Here is an 18281-nt window from a genome sequence, read left to right as displayed (position 1 = left end):
GAGAGGATGCGTTGGACGGCCCCATCTATCATCTGGAAAAAGTGGTGAAGGCCAAGGCGGAGGACCTGGAGGATTTCACCGGTCCTCTGGACCTCATCCTGGCTCTGCTGAGCAAGAATAAGATGGAGATCAAAGACATCCAGATCTCCGTGATCCTGGACCAGTATCTGGCCTGGATGGACAGGCGGAAGGAGTTGGACCTGGAGGTGGCCAGTGAGTTCGTCACCATGGCGGCCCAGCTGGTCTTTATTAAGTCCCGGATGCTCCTCTCCATCCACGATGAGGAGGCCCTCTCCGAGATGGAACAGCTCATTGCCTCCCTGGAGGCCCACCAGCGTCACGAGGACTATTTAAAAATCAAGGCGGTGGTGCCGGAGCTCTCCGACCGGTTTGAGCTGGGCAGGGACTACATCACCAAAGGGCCGGAGGCCATGCCTGCCGACCGAACCTACTGCTATGTCCACAATAGGGACGATTTGCGTCGGGCCATGCTGGCAGTACGGGAGCGGATGGGCACCCTGCTGCCGCCGCCGGTGAGTGCCTTTGACGGCATCGTGGGTCGGGAACCCTACCCGGTGTCGGAGAAGGCGGCCGAGCTTATCCAGCGGTTGGTCCGCTTCGGTGTTACCCGGTTTCAGGCCCTGTTCCAGGGCAACCGGAGCCGCTCAGAGGTGGTGGCCACCTTTATCGCCGTGCTAGAGCTGTGTAAGGCCAGGCGTATCCGTTTGGCGGGCACTGATACCGACTGCACGGTGACCTGTACCGGGGAAGGGGAGACCCAGATGGAGTTCTCCACCGACGCCTACTGACACACGGAAGGGGGAGGAGCCTTTGACAGATTTGAAAGAGATCGAATCGGCCATGGAGGGCATCCTGTTCGCGGCCGGTGAGCCGGTGGGTGTGGAGCGGCTGTGTCTGGCTCTGGAGATTGACCGGGCCACGGCGGATGCGGTGGCCCAGAAGCTGATGGACGATTACAGCTACCACCGCCGGGGCATCCGGCTGGTGCGTCTGGACACCAGCTACCAGCTCTGTTCGGCACCGGAGCATGCCGACCTCATCCGTAAGACCTTTGAGAGCCGGCGTCCGCCGAAGCTGTCACCGCCCGCCTTGGAGGTGCTGGCCATCATCGCCTACTACCAGCCCACCACCCGGGCCTATGTGGATCAGGTCCGGGGTGTGGACAGCGCCTACACCGTGGGCCTGCTGCTGGATCGGGAGCTCATCGAGGAGTGCGGCCGACTGGCCGTGCCCGGCCGGCCGATCCTCTACCGGACCACATCGGTCTTTCTGCGCTCCTTTGGCCTGAGCAGCCTGGATGAGCTCCCCGAGCTTCCTGCCGCCGCGCCGGAGGAGGGGCAACTGAGCATGGATATGCAGGCGGCCCTGGAAAAACTGCGGGACCTTCGTGAAGAGGGTGAGGAGCCCACCGAGGAGGAGCTGCGCTCGGCGGCGGAGATCCTGGCCCGGGCCGAGACGGGCACCGGGGAGGGAGGCTGAGGCCGTGTGATCTGGGTGGTCCTGGCGTGTATCCTGGCCGCCTTGTTCCTGATATCCCTCATCCGGGTCGGAGTGAGGGTGGAATATGACGGCCGACAGCTCACCGTTCGCCTCCGGATGGGACCGGCAGCACTGCGGGTCTATCCCCTGAAACAAAAGAAAAAGGAGACAGAAAAGCCTGCTAAGCCAAAACCGCAGAAAAAGCGGGAGGTGCCGGAGCCGGGCACCGGTGAGAAGCTGTCCCTTCTCTGGGAGCTGTTGCCGGTGGCCCTGCGGGCAGCGGGCAGCCTTCGGCGAAAGATCTCCGTGGATCTGCTGGAGGCCCACATCCTGCTGGCCGGCAGTGATCCGGCTGCTGTGGCGACGGCCTTTGGCAGCGCCAACGCCATCATCGGTATGGTCCTGCCCCTTTTGGAGCAGAATTTCCATATCCGCCAGCGTGACATCAGAACGGCGGCAGATTTTCAGCGGACTCACTCGGAGGTGCAGGCCAAGGCGGCCCTGTCCCTGACCGTGGGGCAGGGCGTGACCTTCGCTCTGCGCTTCGGGTGGCAGGCCCTGGGTGTGCTGATCCGCTGGCGGCGGCAGAACGAGACGAAAAAAACGGCCAAACACACAACAGAAAGGGCGGTACCATATGGAAAAGAACCATCCCATCAGTGAGCTCATGTCCACTACCATGCAAAAGATCCGGGAGATGGTGGATGTCAACACCATCGTGGGCACTCCCATCCACACCGACGACGGAGTGACCCTCATTCCGGTGTCTCGGCTGTCCTTCGGCTTTGCCTCCGGCGGAAGCGATTTCACCACCAAGAACCAGAAACCCGACGCTGATAACTCCTTCGGCGGCGGCAGTGGTGCCGGCGTCAACATCGCTCCGGTAGCCTTCCTCATCATCAAAGGTGACTCGGTAAAGCTGTTGCCTGTGGCGCCTCCCGCCGGAAATGCGGTGGACCGAGTGGTTGAGTTGGTGCCTGAGATGTTCGACAAGGTCACTGGCTTCATCGAGAAGCAGGACAAAGAAAAAAAGGAATTCGCAGAGTAATCAGTCCCCACATCTGTGACTGACCGGAGCGGTGAGCGGGATAATCCAGGAGAACGGCTGGCATACTAACGGCATCTATCTGTTGAGGTGATGTCCCTTGAAGCACTTTGCCGCCCTTTTGCTGGCCTTATCTCTGCTCTGTCCCGCTGCCCAGGCGGCGGAGCCGGTCATATCGGCGTCCTCTGCCATTCTGGTGGATGCCGAGAGCGGACGGGTCCTCTATCAGAAAGACGCCCACACCCGCAGGGGCATTGCCAGCACCACCAAGCTGATGACGGCTCTGGTGGCGGCGGAGTTGGTCACCGACCTGAGTGATCAGGTGGAGGTCCTCCGGGAGGACACTCTTACCGAAGGCTCCTCCATGTACCTGAAGGTGGGGGAGACCGTCACGGTGGAGGCCCTCTTCTATGGCTTGCTGCTCCAGTCGGGCAACGACGCCGCTCTGACTCTGGCACGGTACTGCGCCGGGGACGTGGAGGCCTTTGTGACCCGGATGAACGAAAAAGCCCGGGAGCTTGGGATGGCGGACACCAAATTTGCCAACCCCAACGGCCTAGACGACGAGGATCACTACTCCACTGCCGCCGATATGGCCATTTTGGCGGCGGCCTGTATGGACAACGAGTTGGTGGCCAAGGTGGTTTCCACCAAATCGGCCACCACCGGGACCCGGACCTTCGTTAACCACAACAAGCTGCTGAGCCTCTATCCCGACTGCGTGGGCATGAAGACAGGATATACCCGTTCCTCCGGTCGAACGCTAGTGTCGGCTGCCCGGCGGGACGGCCAGCTGCTGCTGTGCGTCACTCTCAACGACCCAGACGACTGGAAGGATCACGCCACCCTCTTTGACTACGGCTTCGAAACCTATCCGCGGTGCCTGCTGGCCAGTGCTGGTAAGACGGTGGGGATGGTAAAGACCTCCGGGTCCCTGGTACCCGCAGTCCCAGTACGGACGGCGGAGGAGGTGTGGTATCCTCTGACAGAGTCCGAGCAGGTCCGGGCCGAGCTGAAGTTGCCTGATGGTATCCAGACACCGGTGGCCGACGATGTGTCAGTGGGTGCTCTGGTATTCACTCTGGACGGGGCGACCATCGGGGAGACCTCCCTGGTGTGTGCCGCCGGAGTTCATTCCGATCAGGCGCCTGAGACCGGTCCTTTGGAGCGGCTTTGGTCCCTGTTCCCCTGGGCGGGGTAGCCCGCCCGTACATCTGAAGAAAGAGGTGCCCCTCATGGAGGAACGCCTGCAAAAGCTGCTCTCCGCCGCCGGACTCTGCTCCCGGCGGACTGCGGAAGACTATATCGAGGCCGGGCGAGTCACTGTCAACGGCCAGACCGCCAAGCTGGGCGACAAAGCCGATCTGACCCGGGACCGGGTGGCCCTGGACGGGGTGGAGGTGGGTCCGGCAGCGGAGCCGGTCTATCTCATGCTCAACAAGCCCAGAGGTTATGTGACCACCCTCTCCGACGAGGAGGGACGGCCCACGGTGGCCCAGCTGGTGACCGACTGCGGGGTCCGGGTGTGGCCGGTGGGCCGGCTGGACCTGGACTCGGAGGGACTGCTCCTCCTCACCAACGATGGGGAGCTCACCCACAGGCTTATCCACCCCAGCCATGAGGTGGACAAGCAGTACTTAGTGATGGTCACCGGGGACATCGAAGCCGCACTGCCGGTGCTTAATGGACCCATGGAGCTGGATGGTGTGGCTCTGGCACCGGCTAAGGTGGACCGGCTGGGTCCCAATTTGCTCTCCTTCCGGATCCACGAGGGGAAGAACCGGCAGATCCGCCGGATGTGCCAGCAGGTGGGCCTGACGGTGAAGGCTCTTCGTCGGGTCCGGGAAGGACAGGTCCAGCTGGGCGGTCTCAAGCTGGGGAAGTGGCGTTATCTCACCGACGAAGAGGTCGCTATTCTCAAGTCGCTGTGAGCATGCAGGAGGAGAGATCCCTCCTTGCAGATCGTGCTTGATTTTCCTCCCGTTTCCCGCTATGATAGTATCTGTTGGACCATTGTCGAAAACGATATGTATTCGTTGATCGGTCCGTACAGTAGCCCGGAATGCGCCGGGGAGGAAATGTGAGGGTGCCCCTATATGTCAAGGGATGTTTTGACTGCCATCCAGAATCGGATGCCGACTTTTTCAAAAGGACAGAAGCTCATTGCCCATTTTATATTGGACTCTTATGACAAGGCCGCCTTCATGACAGCCAGCCGTCTGGGTAAGACGGTCAATGTCAGTGAGTCTACCGTTGTGCGCTTTGCCGCCGAATTGGGTTACGACGGCTACCCAAGCATGCAGAAGGCCCTGCAGGAGATGATCCGCAGCAAGCTCACCTCCATCCAACGCATTGAGGTAGCCAACGACCGCATTGGGGACCACGACATCCTCTCCACCGTGATGCAGTCGGACATCGAGAAGATCCGGCTCACTCTGGAGGAGGCGGACCGCAGCGGCTTCAACCGGGCGGTGGACGCCATCCTGGCCGCACGGCGGATCTACATTGTAGGGGCCCGTTCGGCTGCGGCTCTGGCTGATTTTCTGGGCTTCTATTTCAATCTGATTTTTGATGATGTGGTCCTCATCCGAACCACGTCGGTGAGTGAAACCTTTGAGCAGCTGCTACGGGTGAGCCGGGAGGATGTGGTCATCGGCATCAGCTTTCCACGGTACTCTAGCCGGACAGTGCAGGCCATGCGCTTCGCCCGTGACCGGGGTGCCAAGGTGGTGGCGCTCACCGACTCGGAGACCTCGCCTCTGGCGGAGATGGCCACTGTCACCCTCCTGGCCAAGAGCGACATGGCCTCTTTTGTGGACTCCCTGGTTGCGCCGCTGAGCCTCATCAACACCCTTATCGTGGCGGTGGGCCGGCGGAAGAACGCCGACGTGGCTCAGACCTTTGCCACTCTGGAGCAGATTTGGTCGGAGTATGGCGTATATGAACAAGTAGAGGAAGAGAATTGATTTGACGCAGAAAGAAAAGCGTATCATTGTCATAGGGGGCGGCGCCGCGGGCATGCTCGCGGCGCTGACTGCTGCCCGGATGGGGGCATCTGTTACCCTCTTGGAGCGCAACCAGAAGGTAGGACGGAAGCTCTATATCACCGGCAAGGGCCGGTGCAACCTGACCAATGACTGCCCCCCGGCGGAGGTGCTCTCCAATGTACCTCGGAACGGCAAGTTCCTCACCAGCGCCGTCACCCGGTTTCCACCTGCCGAAGTAAAGGCCTTCTTCACCGACCTTGGGGTGCCGCTGAAGACGGAGCGGGGCAATCGGGTCTTCCCGGTCTCCGATAAGGCCGCTGACGTGGTGGACGCCCTCTTTTTTGCCCTGCGCCGGTCCGGCGTGGACCTGATTCAGGACCGGGCACGGGAGATTCTCACCGATCATGGCGCGGTCAGTGGGGTAAAGGGAGAGCGGGGCAGCTATGTCGGCAGCGCCGTGATCCTGGCCACCGGCGGCGCGTCCTATCCGCTTACCGGCTCCACCGGGGACGGCTATGCCATGGCCGCCGCCCTGGGCCACACCATACTGCCCCCCAAGGCGTCTCTGATTCCCCTGGTAGTGGAGGGGGAGGAGTGCCCCAGCATGCAGGGCCTCTCCCTGCGGAACGTGGTGGTGAAGGTCAAAAACAAAAAGGGCAAGGTGATTTTCAGGGAGCAAGGGGAAATGCTTTTCACCCACTTCGGCCTCTCAGGTCCCTTGATTCTCAGTGCCAGTGCCCATATGCGGGATTTTGAAAAGGACCAGTATACGGTGATCATCGATCTGAAGCCTGCCCTGGATGAAGTCGCTCTGGATGATCGCCTGGTACGGGAGCTCACCGGACAGCCCAACCGGGCTTTTCACAATGTGCTGGAAACCCTGGCGCCCAGGCTGCTGATTCCGGTACTGGCCAAACGGGCGGACATCCCTACGAATTTGCCTGCCAACGCCGTTACAAAGGTTCAGCGCCGCCGTCTGTTGGAAACGTTAAAGGGATTATCCTTCCCAGTGGCGGGGCCTCGCCCGGTGGAGGACGCCATCGTCACCAGCGGAGGTGTCAAGGTGTCCGAGGTAGACCCCAAGACTATGGGTTCCAAGCTAACACAAGGACTTTACCTTGCCGGTGAGCTGCTGGACGTAGACGCCTATACCGGCGGCTTCAACCTCCAGATTGCCTGGTGCACCGGTCGTGCGGCCGGGCAGGCGGCGGTAGAGGGGCTCCAATGACGGGGCCAAAAAATAGGAGGCAGAGACATGGGACATAAAAGCGTAGCCATCGACGGCCCCTCCGGGGCGGGAAAGAGCACTTTGGCACGGCAGGCTGCCAAGGCCCTTGGCTTTCTTTATGTAGACACCGGCGCGATCTATCGGACTCTGGCGCTGTTGGCTTTGGAGCGTGGGGTGGACCCGGCGGACCCGGCGGCGGTGCAGGCACTGCTGCCCCAGGCTGACATCCGCCTGGCCTACGACAGCAGCGACGGTCTTCAGCATATGTACCTGTGCGGCCGGGATGTCACTGAGGACATACGCCGCCCTGAGGTTTCCAGGGCAGCGTCGTCTGTATCCGCCATTCAGGCGGTGCGGGACTTCCTCATGGATACTCAGCGGGAGCTGGCCCGTCAGCACGACGTGGTCATGGATGGCCGGGATATCGGCACGGTGGTGCTGCCCCAGGCCGATGCCAAGATCTTTCTCACCGCCTCACCTGAGGCACGGGCCCGCCGCCGCTGTGATGAGCTGGCCCAGCGGGGGACACCTCAGAACCTGGAGACCGTCCTGGCGGAGATCGTGGAGCGGGACCGACGCGACACCACCCGGGCAGCGGCGCCCCTCCGTCAGGCAGAGGATGCCGTTTTGGTGGATACCACCGAGCTTGATCTGGCGGAGAGCCTTCAGGCACTGCTGGACGCCGTCAGAGGGGAGCTTAATGCATGAGAACCTTTTACAATGTGATTTATATGATCGTCTATCCCTTTTTCAATCTGGTCCATCCAGGCCGTGCCATTGGCCGAGAGAATATCCCGGAGGGCGGTGTGCTGGTGTGCGGAAACCACACCGCCATGTCTGACCCATTGTTTCTGGCCTTTGCCTTCCAGCATAAAAACCAGCTCCGCCCCATGGCGAAGGCGGAGCTGCTGCGAGTCCCTTTTATCGGGTGGATCCTCCGCCATGTTGGAGTTTTTGGCGTGGAGCGGGGCAAGTCCGACGTGGGCGCTATCAAACAGGCCATGAAGTTTTTAAAGGAGGGGGAGAAGGTGCTCCTCTATCCGGAGGGACACCGGATCCACGAGAGCAGGGGAGAGCAGGGTGAGGCTAAAAACGGCGCTGCCATGCTGGCTGTCCGGTGCGGTGTTCCCATTCTCCCGGTGTATGTGCCGGAACGGAAACCTTGGTTCCGACGGACCACTGTGGTTATTGGTGAGCCTTATATGCCCCAGGTGTCCAGCCGGAAGGGCACTGCGGAGGAGTACGACGCCATCACCGCCGACCTCATGGAGCGCATTCGTAAGCTGGGGGAGCAGGTCGTATGAAGATCGAACTGGCCAAGTCTGCCGGCTTCTGCTACGGGGTGAAGCGTGCGGTTGAAATGGCGGAGCAGACCGCTCAGGCTGGCGGTGCTGTACTGCTGGGTCCAGTGATCCACAACGACCATGTGGTATCCAAACTGGAACGTGAGGGCGCTTTCCTGGTCCGCACAGTGGAGGAGGTCCCTGCGGGAGCGCCGGTGATCCTTCGTTCTCATGGAGAGGCCAAGTGGGTTCATGACGTGTTGGAGCAGAAGGGTTGCCGGATCATAGATACTGCCTGCCCCAATGTTCAGCGTATCCACCGTCTGGTGGCAGAGGCAGAGGCGGAGGGACGGCAGCCGGTCATCATCGGCACTCCTGACCATCCCGAAATCGTGGCGATCGCCGGCTGGTGCCGCCATCCGGTGGTGTTGCCTGATGGGGAGGCCCTGTCCGCTTGGCTCACCGAGCGTCCGGAACGGCGGAAAATGCCGCTTACACTGGTCTCTCAGACCACATCGACCCGTAAAATTTGGGATCACGCCATAGAAACAGCAAAAAAAGAGTGTACAAACGCTGAAATTTTTGATACAATATGTAATGCTACGTATATACGGCAGACGGAAGCCCAGGAATTGGCAGCCCGTTGCGATGCGATGATCGTCATCGGAGATCGCAAAAGCTCCAATACAAAGCGGCTTTCAGAGCTGTGTCGCGCCCTTTGTCCCCGGGTGGTCGCCATTGAGGGGGCGGAGGAATTGGAACCGGCCTCTTTCGCAGGGGCGGCTTCGATCGGCATCACCGCGGGAGCATCAACGCCCGGGTGGATTATAAAGGAGGTCTATGACAAAATGAGCGACGAAATCATGGAGATCGAGGAATCCTTCGCTGATCTGCTGGAGAAATCGATCAAAACTTTAAATACAGGAGAGAAGGTCACCGGTGTCGTCACTGAGATCACGCCCACTGAGATCTATGTGGATCTGGGCACCAAGCACGCTGGCTACATTCCTGTATCCGAGCTGACCGACGATCCCACTGTGAAGGTGGAGGACATCGTCAAGGTGGGCGACGAGATCGAGACCTATGTCATGCGCGTCAACGACGCTGAGGGCGTGGTCACCCTGTCCAAGAAGCGCCTGGACACCGTGAAGAGCTGGGATGACGTGGAGGCCGCCCGCGAGGCCGGCACCGTGGTGGAAGGCGTCATCACCGAGGAGAACAAGGGCGGCGTTGTGGCCTCTGTCAAGGGTGTGCGCGTGTTCATCCCCGCCTCTCAGACTGGTCTGCCCCGTGACGCTGCCATGACCGCTCTGCTGAAGCAGAAGGTCCGCATGAAGATCACCGAGGTCAACCGTGCCCGCCGCCGTGTGGTGGGTTCCATCCGTGCCGTGGAGCAGGCTGAGCGCGCCGAGAAGGCCGCCAAGGTCTGGGCTGAGATCGAGAACGGCAAGCACTACAACGGTGTTGTGAAGTCCCTGACCTCTTACGGCGCCTTCGTGGACATCGGCGGCGTGGACGGCATGGTCCACATCTCCGAGCTCTCCTGGAGCCGCATTAAGCACCCCTCCGAGGTTGTCAGTGTGGGTGACCCCGTGGACGTGTATGTCATCTCCTTCGATCCCGAGAAGAAGAAGATCTCTCTGGGCATGAAGGACCGGAGCCAGGATCCCTGGACCGTGTTTACCGACAAGTACAGCGTGGGCGACGTGGCCAACGTGAAGGTTGTCAAGCTGATGACCTTCGGCGCCTTTGCTGAGATCGTTCCCGGTGTGGACGGCCTCATCCACATCTCCCAGATCGCTGATCACCGCATCGACAAGCCCGGTGACGTGCTGGCCGAGGGCGATATGGTCGACGTGAAGATTACTGACATCGACATGGAGAACAAGAAGGTCTCTCTGTCCATCCGTGCCCTGCTGGAGGATTCTGCTCCCGTGGAGGATGAGGAGTAATCCTCACTGGCTCGTTAAATGAAAAAGGACCTGTCTCTTATAGAGGCAGGTCCTTTTTTACTGCTTTTCACATCCTTGACTGAGATTTGACACCTGTTTTGCGGAAGACAAGGCGCTTTTTACTTGCGAAACAGTGATAAATGGTTTATAATAAACTTGATTTGTAGGTTTGTCAAGTTATTTTTCTCAAGTCAAGGAGGTGGTTATCATGTTTCAGATAGGAGACAAGATCGTCCATCCGATGCATGGTGCCGGCGTGATCGACAGCATCGTCAGCAAAAAGGTCAACGGCGTGGTGCGGGACTACTACATCCTCAAGCTGCCAGTGGGGGGCATGCTGGTCATGATACCCACCGAGCACACGGAGGAAATCGGGGTGCGGCCCGTGGTGGATCGGGACGCAGCTGACCGGATCATTGCGGCTATGCCAAACATCAAGGTGGACATGACCCAGAATTGGAATCGCCGCTATCGGGAGAACATGCTCCGGATCAAGAGCGGGGACCTGATGGAGGTGGCCCGGGTGGTGAAGGGCCTGATGCTCCGGGACGAGGACCGGGGGCTCTCCACGGGGGAACGTAAGATGCTCCACTCGGCCAAGCAGATCCTCATATCCGAGCTGGTTCTCTCCCAGGATGCCAGTTATGAGGACGTGGAGAAGCGCATCAACACCGCTCTGAGCTAACCACCCGACAGATCAAAAAGGAGCCGAAAGGCTCCTTTTTGCGGTGAGAGGGAGACCTGTCATTTAATTGGAAAGGAGTGTTCCCATCATGCCGATCTTTGGCGCGCTGCGGAAGCGACGTCCGGCTGCGCCGTTCTGCACTGCTGTGGTGCCTGCCGCTGGCTCCTCTACCCGCATGGAGGGTCAGGACAAAATGCTTTTGGAGCTGGGGGACCGTCCGGTACTGGTCCGGACGCTCCAGACTCTGGAGGCCTGTGTCCTGATCCATGAGATCGTGGTAGTGACCCGTGAGGACCTAGTGGTACCGGTAAGCCGTCTGTGCCGGGATTTTGGCCTGGAGAAGGTCACCAAGGTGGTGACCGGAGGCGTTACCCGTACCTTGTCAGTACTAGCCGGCATCCGATCGGCCAGCCCGGAGGCTGAACTCATCGCCGTCCACGACGGTGCCCGGCCCTTTGTTACCCAGGAACTGCTGGAAGAGGTCATTCGGAAGGCGGCGGAGTGCGGCGCGGCGGCGCCGGCGGTGCCGGTGACCGATACAGTCAAGCGTGCAAAAGACGGTGTAGTGGAGGAGACCCTGGACCGAGAGACCCTCTTCGCCATTCAAACACCCCAAGTCTTCGAGTCATCTCTTCTGAAGGCAGCCCTCCAGAAGGCGGCGGAGGATGGTGTCACCCTCACTGACGACTGCGCCGCTGTGGAGCGCCTGGGCATGCGGGTCTCCCTTACTAAAGGAGACCGGGCCAATTTGAAGCTGACCACCCCCACGGACCTGGACCTGGGGTTGGGTATTTTGATGAGAAGGGGAGAGGCGTAGTGGCAGAGCTGCGGGTTGGGCACGGCTATGATGTCCACCGACTGACAGCAGGACGTAGGCTCATCCTTGGCGGGGTGGATATTCCGTGGGAGGAGGGACTGTTAGGTCACTCCGATGCTGATGTCCTCACCCACGCGGTGATGGATGCCTTACTGGGTGCGGCGGGATTGGGAGACATCGGGAAGCATTTCCCTGACAATGACCCGGCCTTTGCCGGAATCTCCAGCCTGGTGCTGCTGGACCGGGTGTGCGACTGCCTTCGGAAGGAGGGATGGCAGGTGGGTAACGTGGACGCCACCATCGTGGCCCAGCGGCCCAAGCTGGCCGGACATATCCCCCAGATGAGGCAGAACCTGGCCCTCCATATGGGGGTGCCCCAGGAGCGGGTGAATGTGAAGGCTACCACCGAGGAAGGACTGGGCTTCACCGGCACCGGCCAGGGCATGGCGGCCCACGCGGTAACCCTGTTAGAGCGGATATAAAGAGACGGAGGACCGGAGCCTTATGACAGAGGACTCCGGTCCTTTCCAATTGGTGTCCTCTATAGGGCGGAAAACATAGAATGCTCCAGAGAGGAGCGTAATGCCTATGGTCTATTATCTTATCGTCTGCCGCTCGCTGACCTATGCCCAGCGGACGGCGGCCGTGCTGGAGCGGGGCGGAATCACCGGAGTGGTCCTTCGGGCGCCCAAATCCATTGTAGGGGAGGGCTGCGGGTATGCGGTGAAGGTGTCAGAGCGCCGGCTGGCCCAGTCCCTGGTGCTGCTCAATCGGGCGGAGCTGCGGCCCAAGGGGATCTATATCGCGGAGTCGGACGGCAGCTACCGCCAGGTGGGGCCATGATCTATCTGGACTCCGCTGCCACCACCCTTCAGAAGCCGCCAGCGGTGGCCAGAGCGGCGGCCAATGCCATGAGCCGAATGGCCAGTCCCGGTCGGGGCGGCTATCCCGCTGCCATGGCGGCGGCCGATACCATTTTCGCCTGCCGGGAGACCGCCGCCCGGCTTTTTCACGTACCGGAGCCAGACCAAGTAGTGCTTACCATGAACGCCACTCACGGCCTCAACCTGGCCATCAAGACTTTGATTGCTCCAGGAAATACGGTGCTCATCTCTGGGTATGAGCACAACGCCGTCACACGCCCATTGACTGCCATCCCCAATGTGACGGTGAAAGTGGCCGATGCCCCGCTGTTTCAGCCAGAGGCCATGGCTGAGCGGTTCCGGGCACTACTGACTCCAGAAGTATCCTGCGTCATCTGTACCCATGTCTCCAATGTCTTCGGGTATGTGCTGCCGGTGGAAGCGATCGCCGCTCTGTGCCGTGAGCGGGGGATTCCACTCATCCTGGACGCCTCCCAATCTGCCGGTACGCTGCCCGTTTCCCTGGAGGAGTTGGGAGCCGCCTTTATCGCCATGCCGGGTCACAAGGGCCTCTACGGGCCCCAGGGAACTGGACTTCTGCTGTGTGCACAACCGGGACGGCCTTTGATGGAAGGGGGAACTGGGTCTCTCTCCATGCTCCAGGAGATGCCTGATTTCCTGCCCGACCGGCTGGAGGCGGGCACCCACAACGTCCCAGGTGCCGCCGGGCTGCTGGAAGGATTGCGGTTCGTAGCACGCAAAGGCCCAGCACACATCCTGACGCACGAGCGTCGCCTGGCCGCCCAGTGTGTCCATGCACTGACCCGTTTGGAAGGAGTCACTGTCTACGCCGCGCCTCGACTGGCCCATCAGGCGGGCGTGGTCTCCTTCCGGGTGGAGGGCATGGACTGCGAGGAGGTGGGAGCCCGGCTTGCCAAGCAAGGCATCGCCGTCCGGTCCGGCCTCCACTGTGCCCCTCTGGCCCATCGTACTGCGGGTACCCTGGAGACAGGGACAGTGCGGGCCAGCTTTTCCGCTTTCAATACGCCCGGAGAGGTCTCCGCCCTGGTCCGGGCAGTGAGCCGCCTCCGGGCACGCTGAACGTGTCCCGCCGTGCGAGGACCGCGGTTTCTCCGCCGCGCGCCCTCGCACGCTTTTTTTCGTCCATTTTTGAGAGAAGTTCAGGGAAATTTAATAGGCGGAGTCCTTGCCATTTGCCGGTGGATACAGTATAATATTTGAAATGGGCGGGAGGTTATTGTGCCCGGCCCTGGGCCATTTTTATATATGGGAGATAATGGAAATGACGGACATCTTTCAGAGGGTGTATCATTACATCCTGACCTTTAACATTTCCATATTCGATATCGTGGACGTGACCATCATTTCGGTGATTATTTACCGGGTGCTTATGCTGGTCCGACGGAGCCGGGCAGCACAGGTAGCCAAGGCTATTCTGTTGTTGTTGGCTGCTCTGGTAGTGTCCTCGGTACTGCAGCTGCGTGTCATCAACTTTTTCCTCTCCCATATGGTGGAGATGGGAATGTTGGCGCTCATTGTGGTGTTCCAGCCGGAGATCCGCCGATTTTTGGAGCAGCTGGGCAGCACCACCCTGGGCGATATGTTCAGCAGGGAGGAGGCCCCCCCGGAGGTGGAGGAGGCGATCTCACAGACCGTCCAGGCCTATGCCTCTCTCTCGCGGGATAAAGTAGGTGCTCTGATGGTCTTTGAGCGCAAAGTGCCTCTGGACGACATCATTAAGACAGGTACCGCCTTGGACTCAACCGTAGCAGCAGAGCTTCTCAAAAACCTCTTTTGGAACAAGGCGCCCCTCCATGACGGCGCTGTCATCGTCCGGAACGGACATATTGTGGGCGCAGGCTGTGTGCTTCCTTTGTCCGGAAATACCAATTTGTCCCGGGACCTTGGTATGCGCCATCGGGCTGGTATCGGCATGAGTGAGAACTCCGATGCCGTGGTGGCCATTGTCTCGGAGGAAACCGGCTCCATCTCCGTGGCCGTCAACGGAATGCTCAAACGGCATCTGGCTCCGGAGACCCTGGAACGGCTGCTGCGCAACGAGTTGCTGCCCAAGGAGGACACCTCCGGTTCTTCCAATAAGTTCTCCGCCCTATTCAAGTCGAAAAAAGGTGACAAAAACGATGGGGAAGAAGTTCACGGAAAGTAAAATCTTCAATATCATCCTGTCCATCCTCATCGCTCTGGGACTGTGGGCCTATGTGACAGCCAGTGTGACCGACGTGGGTGAATCCACCGTGCGCAGTATTCCAGTGACGGTGGTGGGGGAGGAGGCCCTGAACGCCAAGGGCTTGATGATCGATCCCAATACCAAACTTACTGTCAGCGCTCGGGTCAGCGGAAATCGAAGCCTGCTGGTAAGCATGGCCTCCAATCCAAGCGAATATTTCAGTGCCACCATCAATGTGGCCGAGATCACTGAGCCCGGAACCTATGATCTCAGCTGTACCATCACCCCGGAATTTACTTCACTCACATCTACTGGAGTGCGGGTGATGGATCAGGAGGGCAAGACCATCCAGGTCACGGTTACCCGACTCATGTCCAAGACGGTAGAGGTCAGGGGTGTCTTTGAGGGTACGGTAGACGAGGACAATAACTACCGGGCCAACCCAGTGGAGGTCACTCCGGGTACCCTCAAGGTCCAGGGCCCTGAGTCCTTGGTTAATCAGGTGGAGTACGCACAGGTCACCATTACGGGCGACAATCTCACCAAGACCTATACTGGCGAGCTGGGATTCCAGCTCATGACTGCTGACGGCGAGGTGGTGGACGACCATGATCTTACCACCAACGTGAATACAGTGAGCGTGGTCATGCCGGTGGTCAAGACCATGGAAGTCCCGCTGAGCGTGGAGTACGTCTATGGCGGTGGGATCACCGAGGATAACTTTGGACGTTACGTGACGGTGGACATCCAGCCCGCCACCATCCAGGTTTCCGGCGACGAAGCCGACGTATCTTACCTGGAGGGCAAAACCATCACCATCGGTAAGATTGACCTGTCCCAAGTGGTCCAGGACCAGCAGGAATTTGTATTCCCCATTGAACTCACGCCGGAATTGAGTAATGACAGCGGAATCACCCAGGCCACAGTTACCGTTACCATCCGCGGATTAGAAACCAAAACGGTGGAAACCTCCAATATCGACGTCATCAACACGCCGGAAGGATTTACTGCCGATGCAGTGACCCAGTCCCTCCAGGTGAAGGTCCGAGGGCCTGCCGATGCACTGGATACCGTGGAGGGCTATCAAATCCGAGTGGTGGTGGATCTGGAGGGCCAGAACCTGCGGCAAGCTCAGTTCCCCTTCACGCCTAAGATTTACTTGGATGGTGACAGCCGCTGCGGTGTGATCAGTCCCGGTAGCAATGGGTACATCGTCGTGGTCAATATCCAGTCACAATAGGAGAGTCTTTCGTTATGACACAAACTGCGCAGATCAAACAGACCTTTCCAAACGGCACCGCCGAGGTAGCGGTGATCCGGCAGGGCGCATGCGCCCATAACTGCTCTGAGTGCGGCGGCTGCATGACGGCGGCCCAGCCCACTGTCACCGCTCTGGCCGAAAACACCGTGGATGCCAAGGTGGGTGAGCTGGTGGTGGTGGAGACAGAGAATTCCCAGCTCATGGGCATCATCGCCTTTGTCTACCTGGTACCCATGGTGTTGTTGGTAGCCGGCTATCTGGTGGCGCAGGCCTTTGGTCTCACCCAGGGCTGGTGCATCCTGGCTGGCGCCGCCGCCTTCGCCGTCAGCGTGCTGCTTATCATCGCCCTGGATCGCAGGGTAAAGCGCCGTAAGTCCCTTCAGTTCCGCATCGTGGCTCGCAAAGAGGGCTGATGTTCGGCTATGTAGTCCCCCTAAGGGGGGAACTGAAGGTCCGGGAACTGGACGCATACCAGGGAATTTACTGCGGCCTGTGCCACACGCTGGGCCGGCGGTACGGCTTTTTTCCAAGACTGCTCCTCAATTATGACTTCGCCTTTCTGGCCATGGTTTTGGCCCCGCCGGGGGAGACGGTAGGACTGGAGCGGCGGCGGTGTGTGGCCTGTCCCCTTCGGGGAAAACAGGTCTGCCCATCCCGACCTGGACTGGATACGGCGGCCGATGAGAGTATCATCCTCACTTACTGGAAGCTGCGTGACAGCGTAGCTGACCGGGGATTTTTCCGGGGACTGCCTGCCAGATTGCTGAGCCTGCTGCTTCGTCCAGCCTATCGGAAGGCTGCTCTGAGGCGGCCGGACTTTGACCGGCAGACAGTGGCCTGCCTGGAGGAACTCCACATGCTGGAGAAGGACAGGTCCTCTTCCCTGGACCGGACAGCAGACACCTTCGCCCGTATTTTGGCGGCGGCGGCTCCAGCTACCGGCGAGGAAGTCCGGGACCGGGCTCTGGGTCAGATGCTCTATCACGTGGGCCGCTGGATCTATCTAGTGGATGCCTGGGACGACCTGGATGAAGACCGGAAATCGGGAAGCTACAATCCGTTGCTCCTGCGTTTCCCGGATGGGCCAGAGGCACACCGGGAGGAGGTCCGCCTGACGCTGCGGCACTCGCTGAACCTGGCGGTGTCAGCCTGCAACCTTACGGATACCGGTCCGTGGAACGGCATCATTATGAATATTCTGTGCCTGGGACTTCCCATGGTGGAGGAGGCCGTCTTCACCGGACAGTGGCGGCGGCGCAAGAAAGAAAACAGGGAGAACAAGCTATGAACGATCCTTACAGCGTGCTGGGCGTCAGCCCGGATGCCAGCGACGAGGAGATCAAGCGGGCCTACCGGGAGTTGGCCCGAAAGTATCATCCGGACAACTATCAGAATAACCCGCTGGCCGATCTGGCTGAGGAGAAGATGAAGGCCATCAACGAGGCCTACGATGCCATCACGAAGCAGCGTTCCGGTCGGGGCGGAGGCGGATATCAGAGCGCCTACCAGCAGCAGAGTGGTTATCAGCGGCAAAGCCAGTCCGGTGGTTCCTCGGTGTACGCCCGTGCCCGGCAGGCCATCAATCTGGGCAATTTGGCCCAGGCGGAGCAACTGCTCCAGTCAGTGCCTGGGCAGGATGCCGAGTGGCACTTTCTCATGGGCTCCATCGCCTACCGGAAGGGTTGGTTGGACGAGGCCATGCAGCAGTATCAAATGGCGTGCAATATGGACCCGGGCAACCTGGAGTACCGTCAGGCCTACAACATGATGCGGCAGGGCGGACAGTCCTACCGGCCCTACGGTTACACCAACGGAGGAATGGATTCCTGTGATTGCTGTACCACCCTTCTGTGTCTCAACTGCCTGTGCGGCGGGTGCGGAAACTGATGAGAGGACGGACACCGTATGCCGGAAAGCTGGCCCTGGCGGCCATGCTGACGGCTCTCTCCCTGGTGGTGCTGTGGGCGGCTGCCATGGCGCCCTGGGGCCGGATTGGGCTGGTGGCCGTAGCCGGACTGATGCCAGCTGCCGCCGTTATCTCCGCCGGTCCAGCGGCGGGAGGGCTGTGCTGGGCTGGCACCTCGGTGCTGGCCCTGATCCTGCTGCCCAGTAAGGGATGCGGGCTGCTTTACCTGATCTTTTTCGGCCTCTATCCACTGGTTAAATGGGTGGCTGAGCGCTTGCGGCGGTTGCCTTTGGAACTGGTGGTGAAGCTGGCCTTTTTCAACGTCGCCTTCACCATAATGTGGTTTGGGTTCCGTGGCGTCTTCCTGTGGGGCATGCCACAGGCGGAGGAGCTGGGCTGGCTTCTCTATCCAGCTGGGAACGTGGTGTTCCTGGTTTATGACTATGGCTTCAGTAAGCTCATTGCTTTTTACGTCGCCCGTGTGGACCGGCCTATGCGCCGGGGACGCGGTGGCTGATCGGAACAACAGAAGAGAGAAGAAAGGG

The 18281-nt window shown here is 60.0% G+C and carries 22 protein-coding genes; all 22 read left to right on the top strand.

Annotated features, from left to right (window positions below):
- Window positions 1-11: 11 nt before the first annotated feature.
- The 22 genes from Q0K15_RS01440 (at window position 12) to Q0K15_RS01335 (ending at window position 18253) form a co-directional block, all read left to right on the top strand.
- On the top strand, window positions 12-809 hold the full coding sequence (locus tag Q0K15_RS01440) for a segregation/condensation protein A (protein WP_294511011.1): 798 nt from the start codon (window positions 12-14) through the stop codon (window positions 807-809).
- Between the two features lie 22 nt (window positions 810-831).
- Window positions 832-1500 (top strand): SMC-Scp complex subunit ScpB, encoded by a 669-nt coding sequence (scpB, locus tag Q0K15_RS01435; RefSeq protein WP_294511008.1) that lies wholly within the window; start codon window positions 832-834, stop codon window positions 1498-1500.
- 6 nt (window positions 1501-1506) lie between these two features.
- On the top strand, window positions 1507-2163 hold the full coding sequence (locus Q0K15_RS01430) for a DUF2953 domain-containing protein (RefSeq protein WP_294511005.1): 657 nt from the start codon (window positions 1507-1509) through the stop codon (window positions 2161-2163).
- The gene (ytfJ, locus tag Q0K15_RS01425; RefSeq protein ID WP_130850088.1) at window positions 2138-2548 is read left to right on the top strand and encodes a GerW family sporulation protein; all 411 of its coding nucleotides are present in this window, start codon (window positions 2138-2140) and stop codon (window positions 2546-2548) included. Before Q0K15_RS01430 ends, ytfJ begins: the two co-directional genes overlap by 26 nt.
- Window positions 2549-2645: 97 nt before the next feature.
- Window positions 2646-3746, top strand: a complete 1101-nt coding sequence (locus Q0K15_RS01420) for a D-alanyl-D-alanine carboxypeptidase family protein (protein WP_294510999.1) — start codon at window positions 2646-2648, stop codon at window positions 3744-3746.
- Between the two features lie 34 nt (window positions 3747-3780).
- Window positions 3781-4476 carry a pseudouridine synthase gene (locus tag Q0K15_RS01415; protein WP_294510996.1) on the top strand — a complete coding sequence of 232 codons (696 nt, stop codon included), beginning with the start codon at window positions 3781-3783 and terminating at the stop codon, window positions 4474-4476.
- 165 nt (window positions 4477-4641) lie between these two features.
- Window positions 4642-5511 carry a MurR/RpiR family transcriptional regulator gene (locus tag Q0K15_RS01410; protein ID WP_294510993.1) on the top strand — a complete coding sequence of 290 codons (870 nt, stop codon included), beginning with the start codon at window positions 4642-4644 and terminating at the stop codon, window positions 5509-5511.
- Between the two features lies 1 nt (window position 5512).
- Entirely contained in the window at window positions 5513-6760 is a 1248-nt protein-coding gene (locus Q0K15_RS01405; protein WP_294510990.1) for an NAD(P)/FAD-dependent oxidoreductase, read from the top strand.
- 27 nt (window positions 6761-6787) lie between these two features.
- A complete protein-coding gene (gene cmk / locus Q0K15_RS01400) occupies window positions 6788-7468 on the top strand; it encodes a (d)CMP kinase (RefSeq protein ID WP_294510988.1) in 681 nt (226 codons plus the stop codon).
- Window positions 7465-8064: a lysophospholipid acyltransferase family protein gene (locus Q0K15_RS01395; protein WP_294510985.1), complete on the top strand. Its 600-nt coding sequence runs from the start codon at window positions 7465-7467 to the stop codon at window positions 8062-8064. The genes cmk and Q0K15_RS01395 overlap by 4 nt, the downstream gene beginning before the upstream one ends.
- A complete protein-coding gene (locus tag Q0K15_RS01390) occupies window positions 8061-9995 on the top strand; it encodes a bifunctional 4-hydroxy-3-methylbut-2-enyl diphosphate reductase/30S ribosomal protein S1 (RefSeq protein ID WP_294510983.1) in 1935 nt (644 codons plus the stop codon). Before Q0K15_RS01395 ends, Q0K15_RS01390 begins: the two co-directional genes overlap by 4 nt.
- Window positions 9996-10203: 208 nt before the next feature.
- Entirely contained in the window at window positions 10204-10680 is a 477-nt protein-coding gene (locus Q0K15_RS01385) for a CarD family transcriptional regulator (protein WP_294510979.1), read from the top strand.
- An 88-nt stretch (window positions 10681-10768) separates the two neighbouring features.
- Window positions 10769-11497, top strand: coding sequence for a 2-C-methyl-D-erythritol 4-phosphate cytidylyltransferase (ispD, locus tag Q0K15_RS01380; RefSeq protein ID WP_294510976.1), 729 nt, complete (start codon window positions 10769-10771; stop codon window positions 11495-11497).
- Window positions 11497-11979 (top strand): 2-C-methyl-D-erythritol 2,4-cyclodiphosphate synthase, encoded by a 483-nt coding sequence (gene ispF, locus Q0K15_RS01375; protein WP_365932889.1) that lies wholly within the window; start codon window positions 11497-11499, stop codon window positions 11977-11979. Before ispD ends, ispF begins: the two co-directional genes overlap by 1 nt.
- Before the next feature lie 106 nt (window positions 11980-12085).
- Window positions 12086-12340 carry a DUF3343 domain-containing protein gene (locus Q0K15_RS01370; protein WP_294510973.1) on the top strand — a complete coding sequence of 85 codons (255 nt, stop codon included), beginning with the start codon at window positions 12086-12088 and terminating at the stop codon, window positions 12338-12340.
- On the top strand, window positions 12337-13461 hold the full coding sequence (locus Q0K15_RS01365) for an aminotransferase class V-fold PLP-dependent enzyme (protein ID WP_294510970.1): 1125 nt from the start codon (window positions 12337-12339) through the stop codon (window positions 13459-13461). The genes Q0K15_RS01370 and Q0K15_RS01365 overlap by 4 nt, the downstream gene beginning before the upstream one ends.
- 202 nt (window positions 13462-13663) lie before the next feature.
- Window positions 13664-14548, top strand: a complete 885-nt coding sequence (gene cdaA / locus Q0K15_RS01360) for a diadenylate cyclase CdaA (protein WP_294510967.1) — start codon at window positions 13664-13666, stop codon at window positions 14546-14548.
- Complete coding sequence (locus tag Q0K15_RS01355; protein WP_294510964.1) at window positions 14523-15809, top strand: hypothetical protein; 1287 nt, start codon at window positions 14523-14525, stop codon at window positions 15807-15809. The genes cdaA and Q0K15_RS01355 overlap by 26 nt, the downstream gene beginning before the upstream one ends.
- Before the next feature lie 14 nt (window positions 15810-15823).
- Complete coding sequence (locus Q0K15_RS01350; RefSeq protein WP_294510961.1) at window positions 15824-16243, top strand: SoxR reducing system RseC family protein; 420 nt, start codon at window positions 15824-15826, stop codon at window positions 16241-16243.
- A complete protein-coding gene (locus tag Q0K15_RS01345) occupies window positions 16243-17118 on the top strand; it encodes a DUF5685 family protein (RefSeq protein WP_294510958.1) in 876 nt (291 codons plus the stop codon). The genes Q0K15_RS01350 and Q0K15_RS01345 overlap by 1 nt, the downstream gene beginning before the upstream one ends.
- A complete protein-coding gene (locus tag Q0K15_RS01340; protein ID WP_294510955.1) occupies window positions 17115-17717 on the top strand; it encodes a J domain-containing protein in 603 nt (200 codons plus the stop codon). Before Q0K15_RS01345 ends, Q0K15_RS01340 begins: the two co-directional genes overlap by 4 nt.
- On the top strand, window positions 17717-18253 hold the full coding sequence (locus Q0K15_RS01335) for a hypothetical protein (RefSeq protein WP_294510952.1): 537 nt from the start codon (window positions 17717-17719) through the stop codon (window positions 18251-18253). The genes Q0K15_RS01340 and Q0K15_RS01335 overlap by 1 nt, the downstream gene beginning before the upstream one ends.
- The last annotated feature ends 28 nt before the right edge of the window (window positions 18254-18281 follow it).

Origin of the sequence: uncultured Intestinimonas sp. (genome assembly GCF_944387245.1) — a bacterium.
GTDB lineage: Bacteria > Bacillota > Clostridia > Oscillospirales > Oscillospiraceae > Intestinimonas.
The sequence above is the reverse complement of the archived record's forward strand: the minus strand, read 5'-3'. Positions and strand labels throughout refer to the sequence as shown.

What these genes read in the sequence shown, in the direction of transcription:
- ytfJ (WP_130850088.1), top strand. Translation starts at nt 2,138, where the DNA reads ATGGAAAAGAACCATCCCATCAGTGAGCTCATGTCCACTACCATGCAA.
- Q0K15_RS01415 (WP_294510996.1), top strand. Translation starts at nt 3,781, where the DNA reads ATGGAGGAACGCCTGCAAAAGCTGCTCTCCGCCGCCGGACTCTGCTCC.
- Q0K15_RS01410 (WP_294510993.1), top strand. Translation starts at nt 4,642, where the DNA reads ATGTCAAGGGATGTTTTGACTGCCATCCAGAATCGGATGCCGACTTTT.
- cmk (WP_294510988.1), top strand. Translation starts at nt 6,788, where the DNA reads ATGGGACATAAAAGCGTAGCCATCGACGGCCCCTCCGGGGCGGGAAAG.
- Q0K15_RS01395 (WP_294510985.1), top strand. Translation starts at nt 7,465, where the DNA reads ATGAGAACCTTTTACAATGTGATTTATATGATCGTCTATCCCTTTTTC.
- Q0K15_RS01390 (WP_294510983.1), top strand. Translation starts at nt 8,061, where the DNA reads ATGAAGATCGAACTGGCCAAGTCTGCCGGCTTCTGCTACGGGGTGAAG.
- Q0K15_RS01385 (WP_294510979.1), top strand. Translation starts at nt 10,204, where the DNA reads ATGTTTCAGATAGGAGACAAGATCGTCCATCCGATGCATGGTGCCGGC.
- ispD (WP_294510976.1), top strand. Translation starts at nt 10,769, where the DNA reads ATGCCGATCTTTGGCGCGCTGCGGAAGCGACGTCCGGCTGCGCCGTTC.
- Q0K15_RS01370 (WP_294510973.1), top strand. Translation starts at nt 12,086, where the DNA reads ATGGTCTATTATCTTATCGTCTGCCGCTCGCTGACCTATGCCCAGCGG.
- Q0K15_RS01365 (WP_294510970.1), top strand. Translation starts at nt 12,337, where the DNA reads ATGATCTATCTGGACTCCGCTGCCACCACCCTTCAGAAGCCGCCAGCG.
- cdaA (WP_294510967.1), top strand. Translation starts at nt 13,664, where the DNA reads ATGACGGACATCTTTCAGAGGGTGTATCATTACATCCTGACCTTTAAC.
- Q0K15_RS01355 (WP_294510964.1), top strand. Translation starts at nt 14,523, where the DNA reads ATGGGGAAGAAGTTCACGGAAAGTAAAATCTTCAATATCATCCTGTCC.
- Q0K15_RS01350 (WP_294510961.1), top strand. Translation starts at nt 15,824, where the DNA reads ATGACACAAACTGCGCAGATCAAACAGACCTTTCCAAACGGCACCGCC.
- Q0K15_RS01345 (WP_294510958.1), top strand. Translation starts at nt 16,243, where the DNA reads ATGTTCGGCTATGTAGTCCCCCTAAGGGGGGAACTGAAGGTCCGGGAA.
- Q0K15_RS01340 (WP_294510955.1), top strand. Translation starts at nt 17,115, where the DNA reads ATGAACGATCCTTACAGCGTGCTGGGCGTCAGCCCGGATGCCAGCGAC.
- Q0K15_RS01335 (WP_294510952.1), top strand. Translation starts at nt 17,717, where the DNA reads ATGAGAGGACGGACACCGTATGCCGGAAAGCTGGCCCTGGCGGCCATG.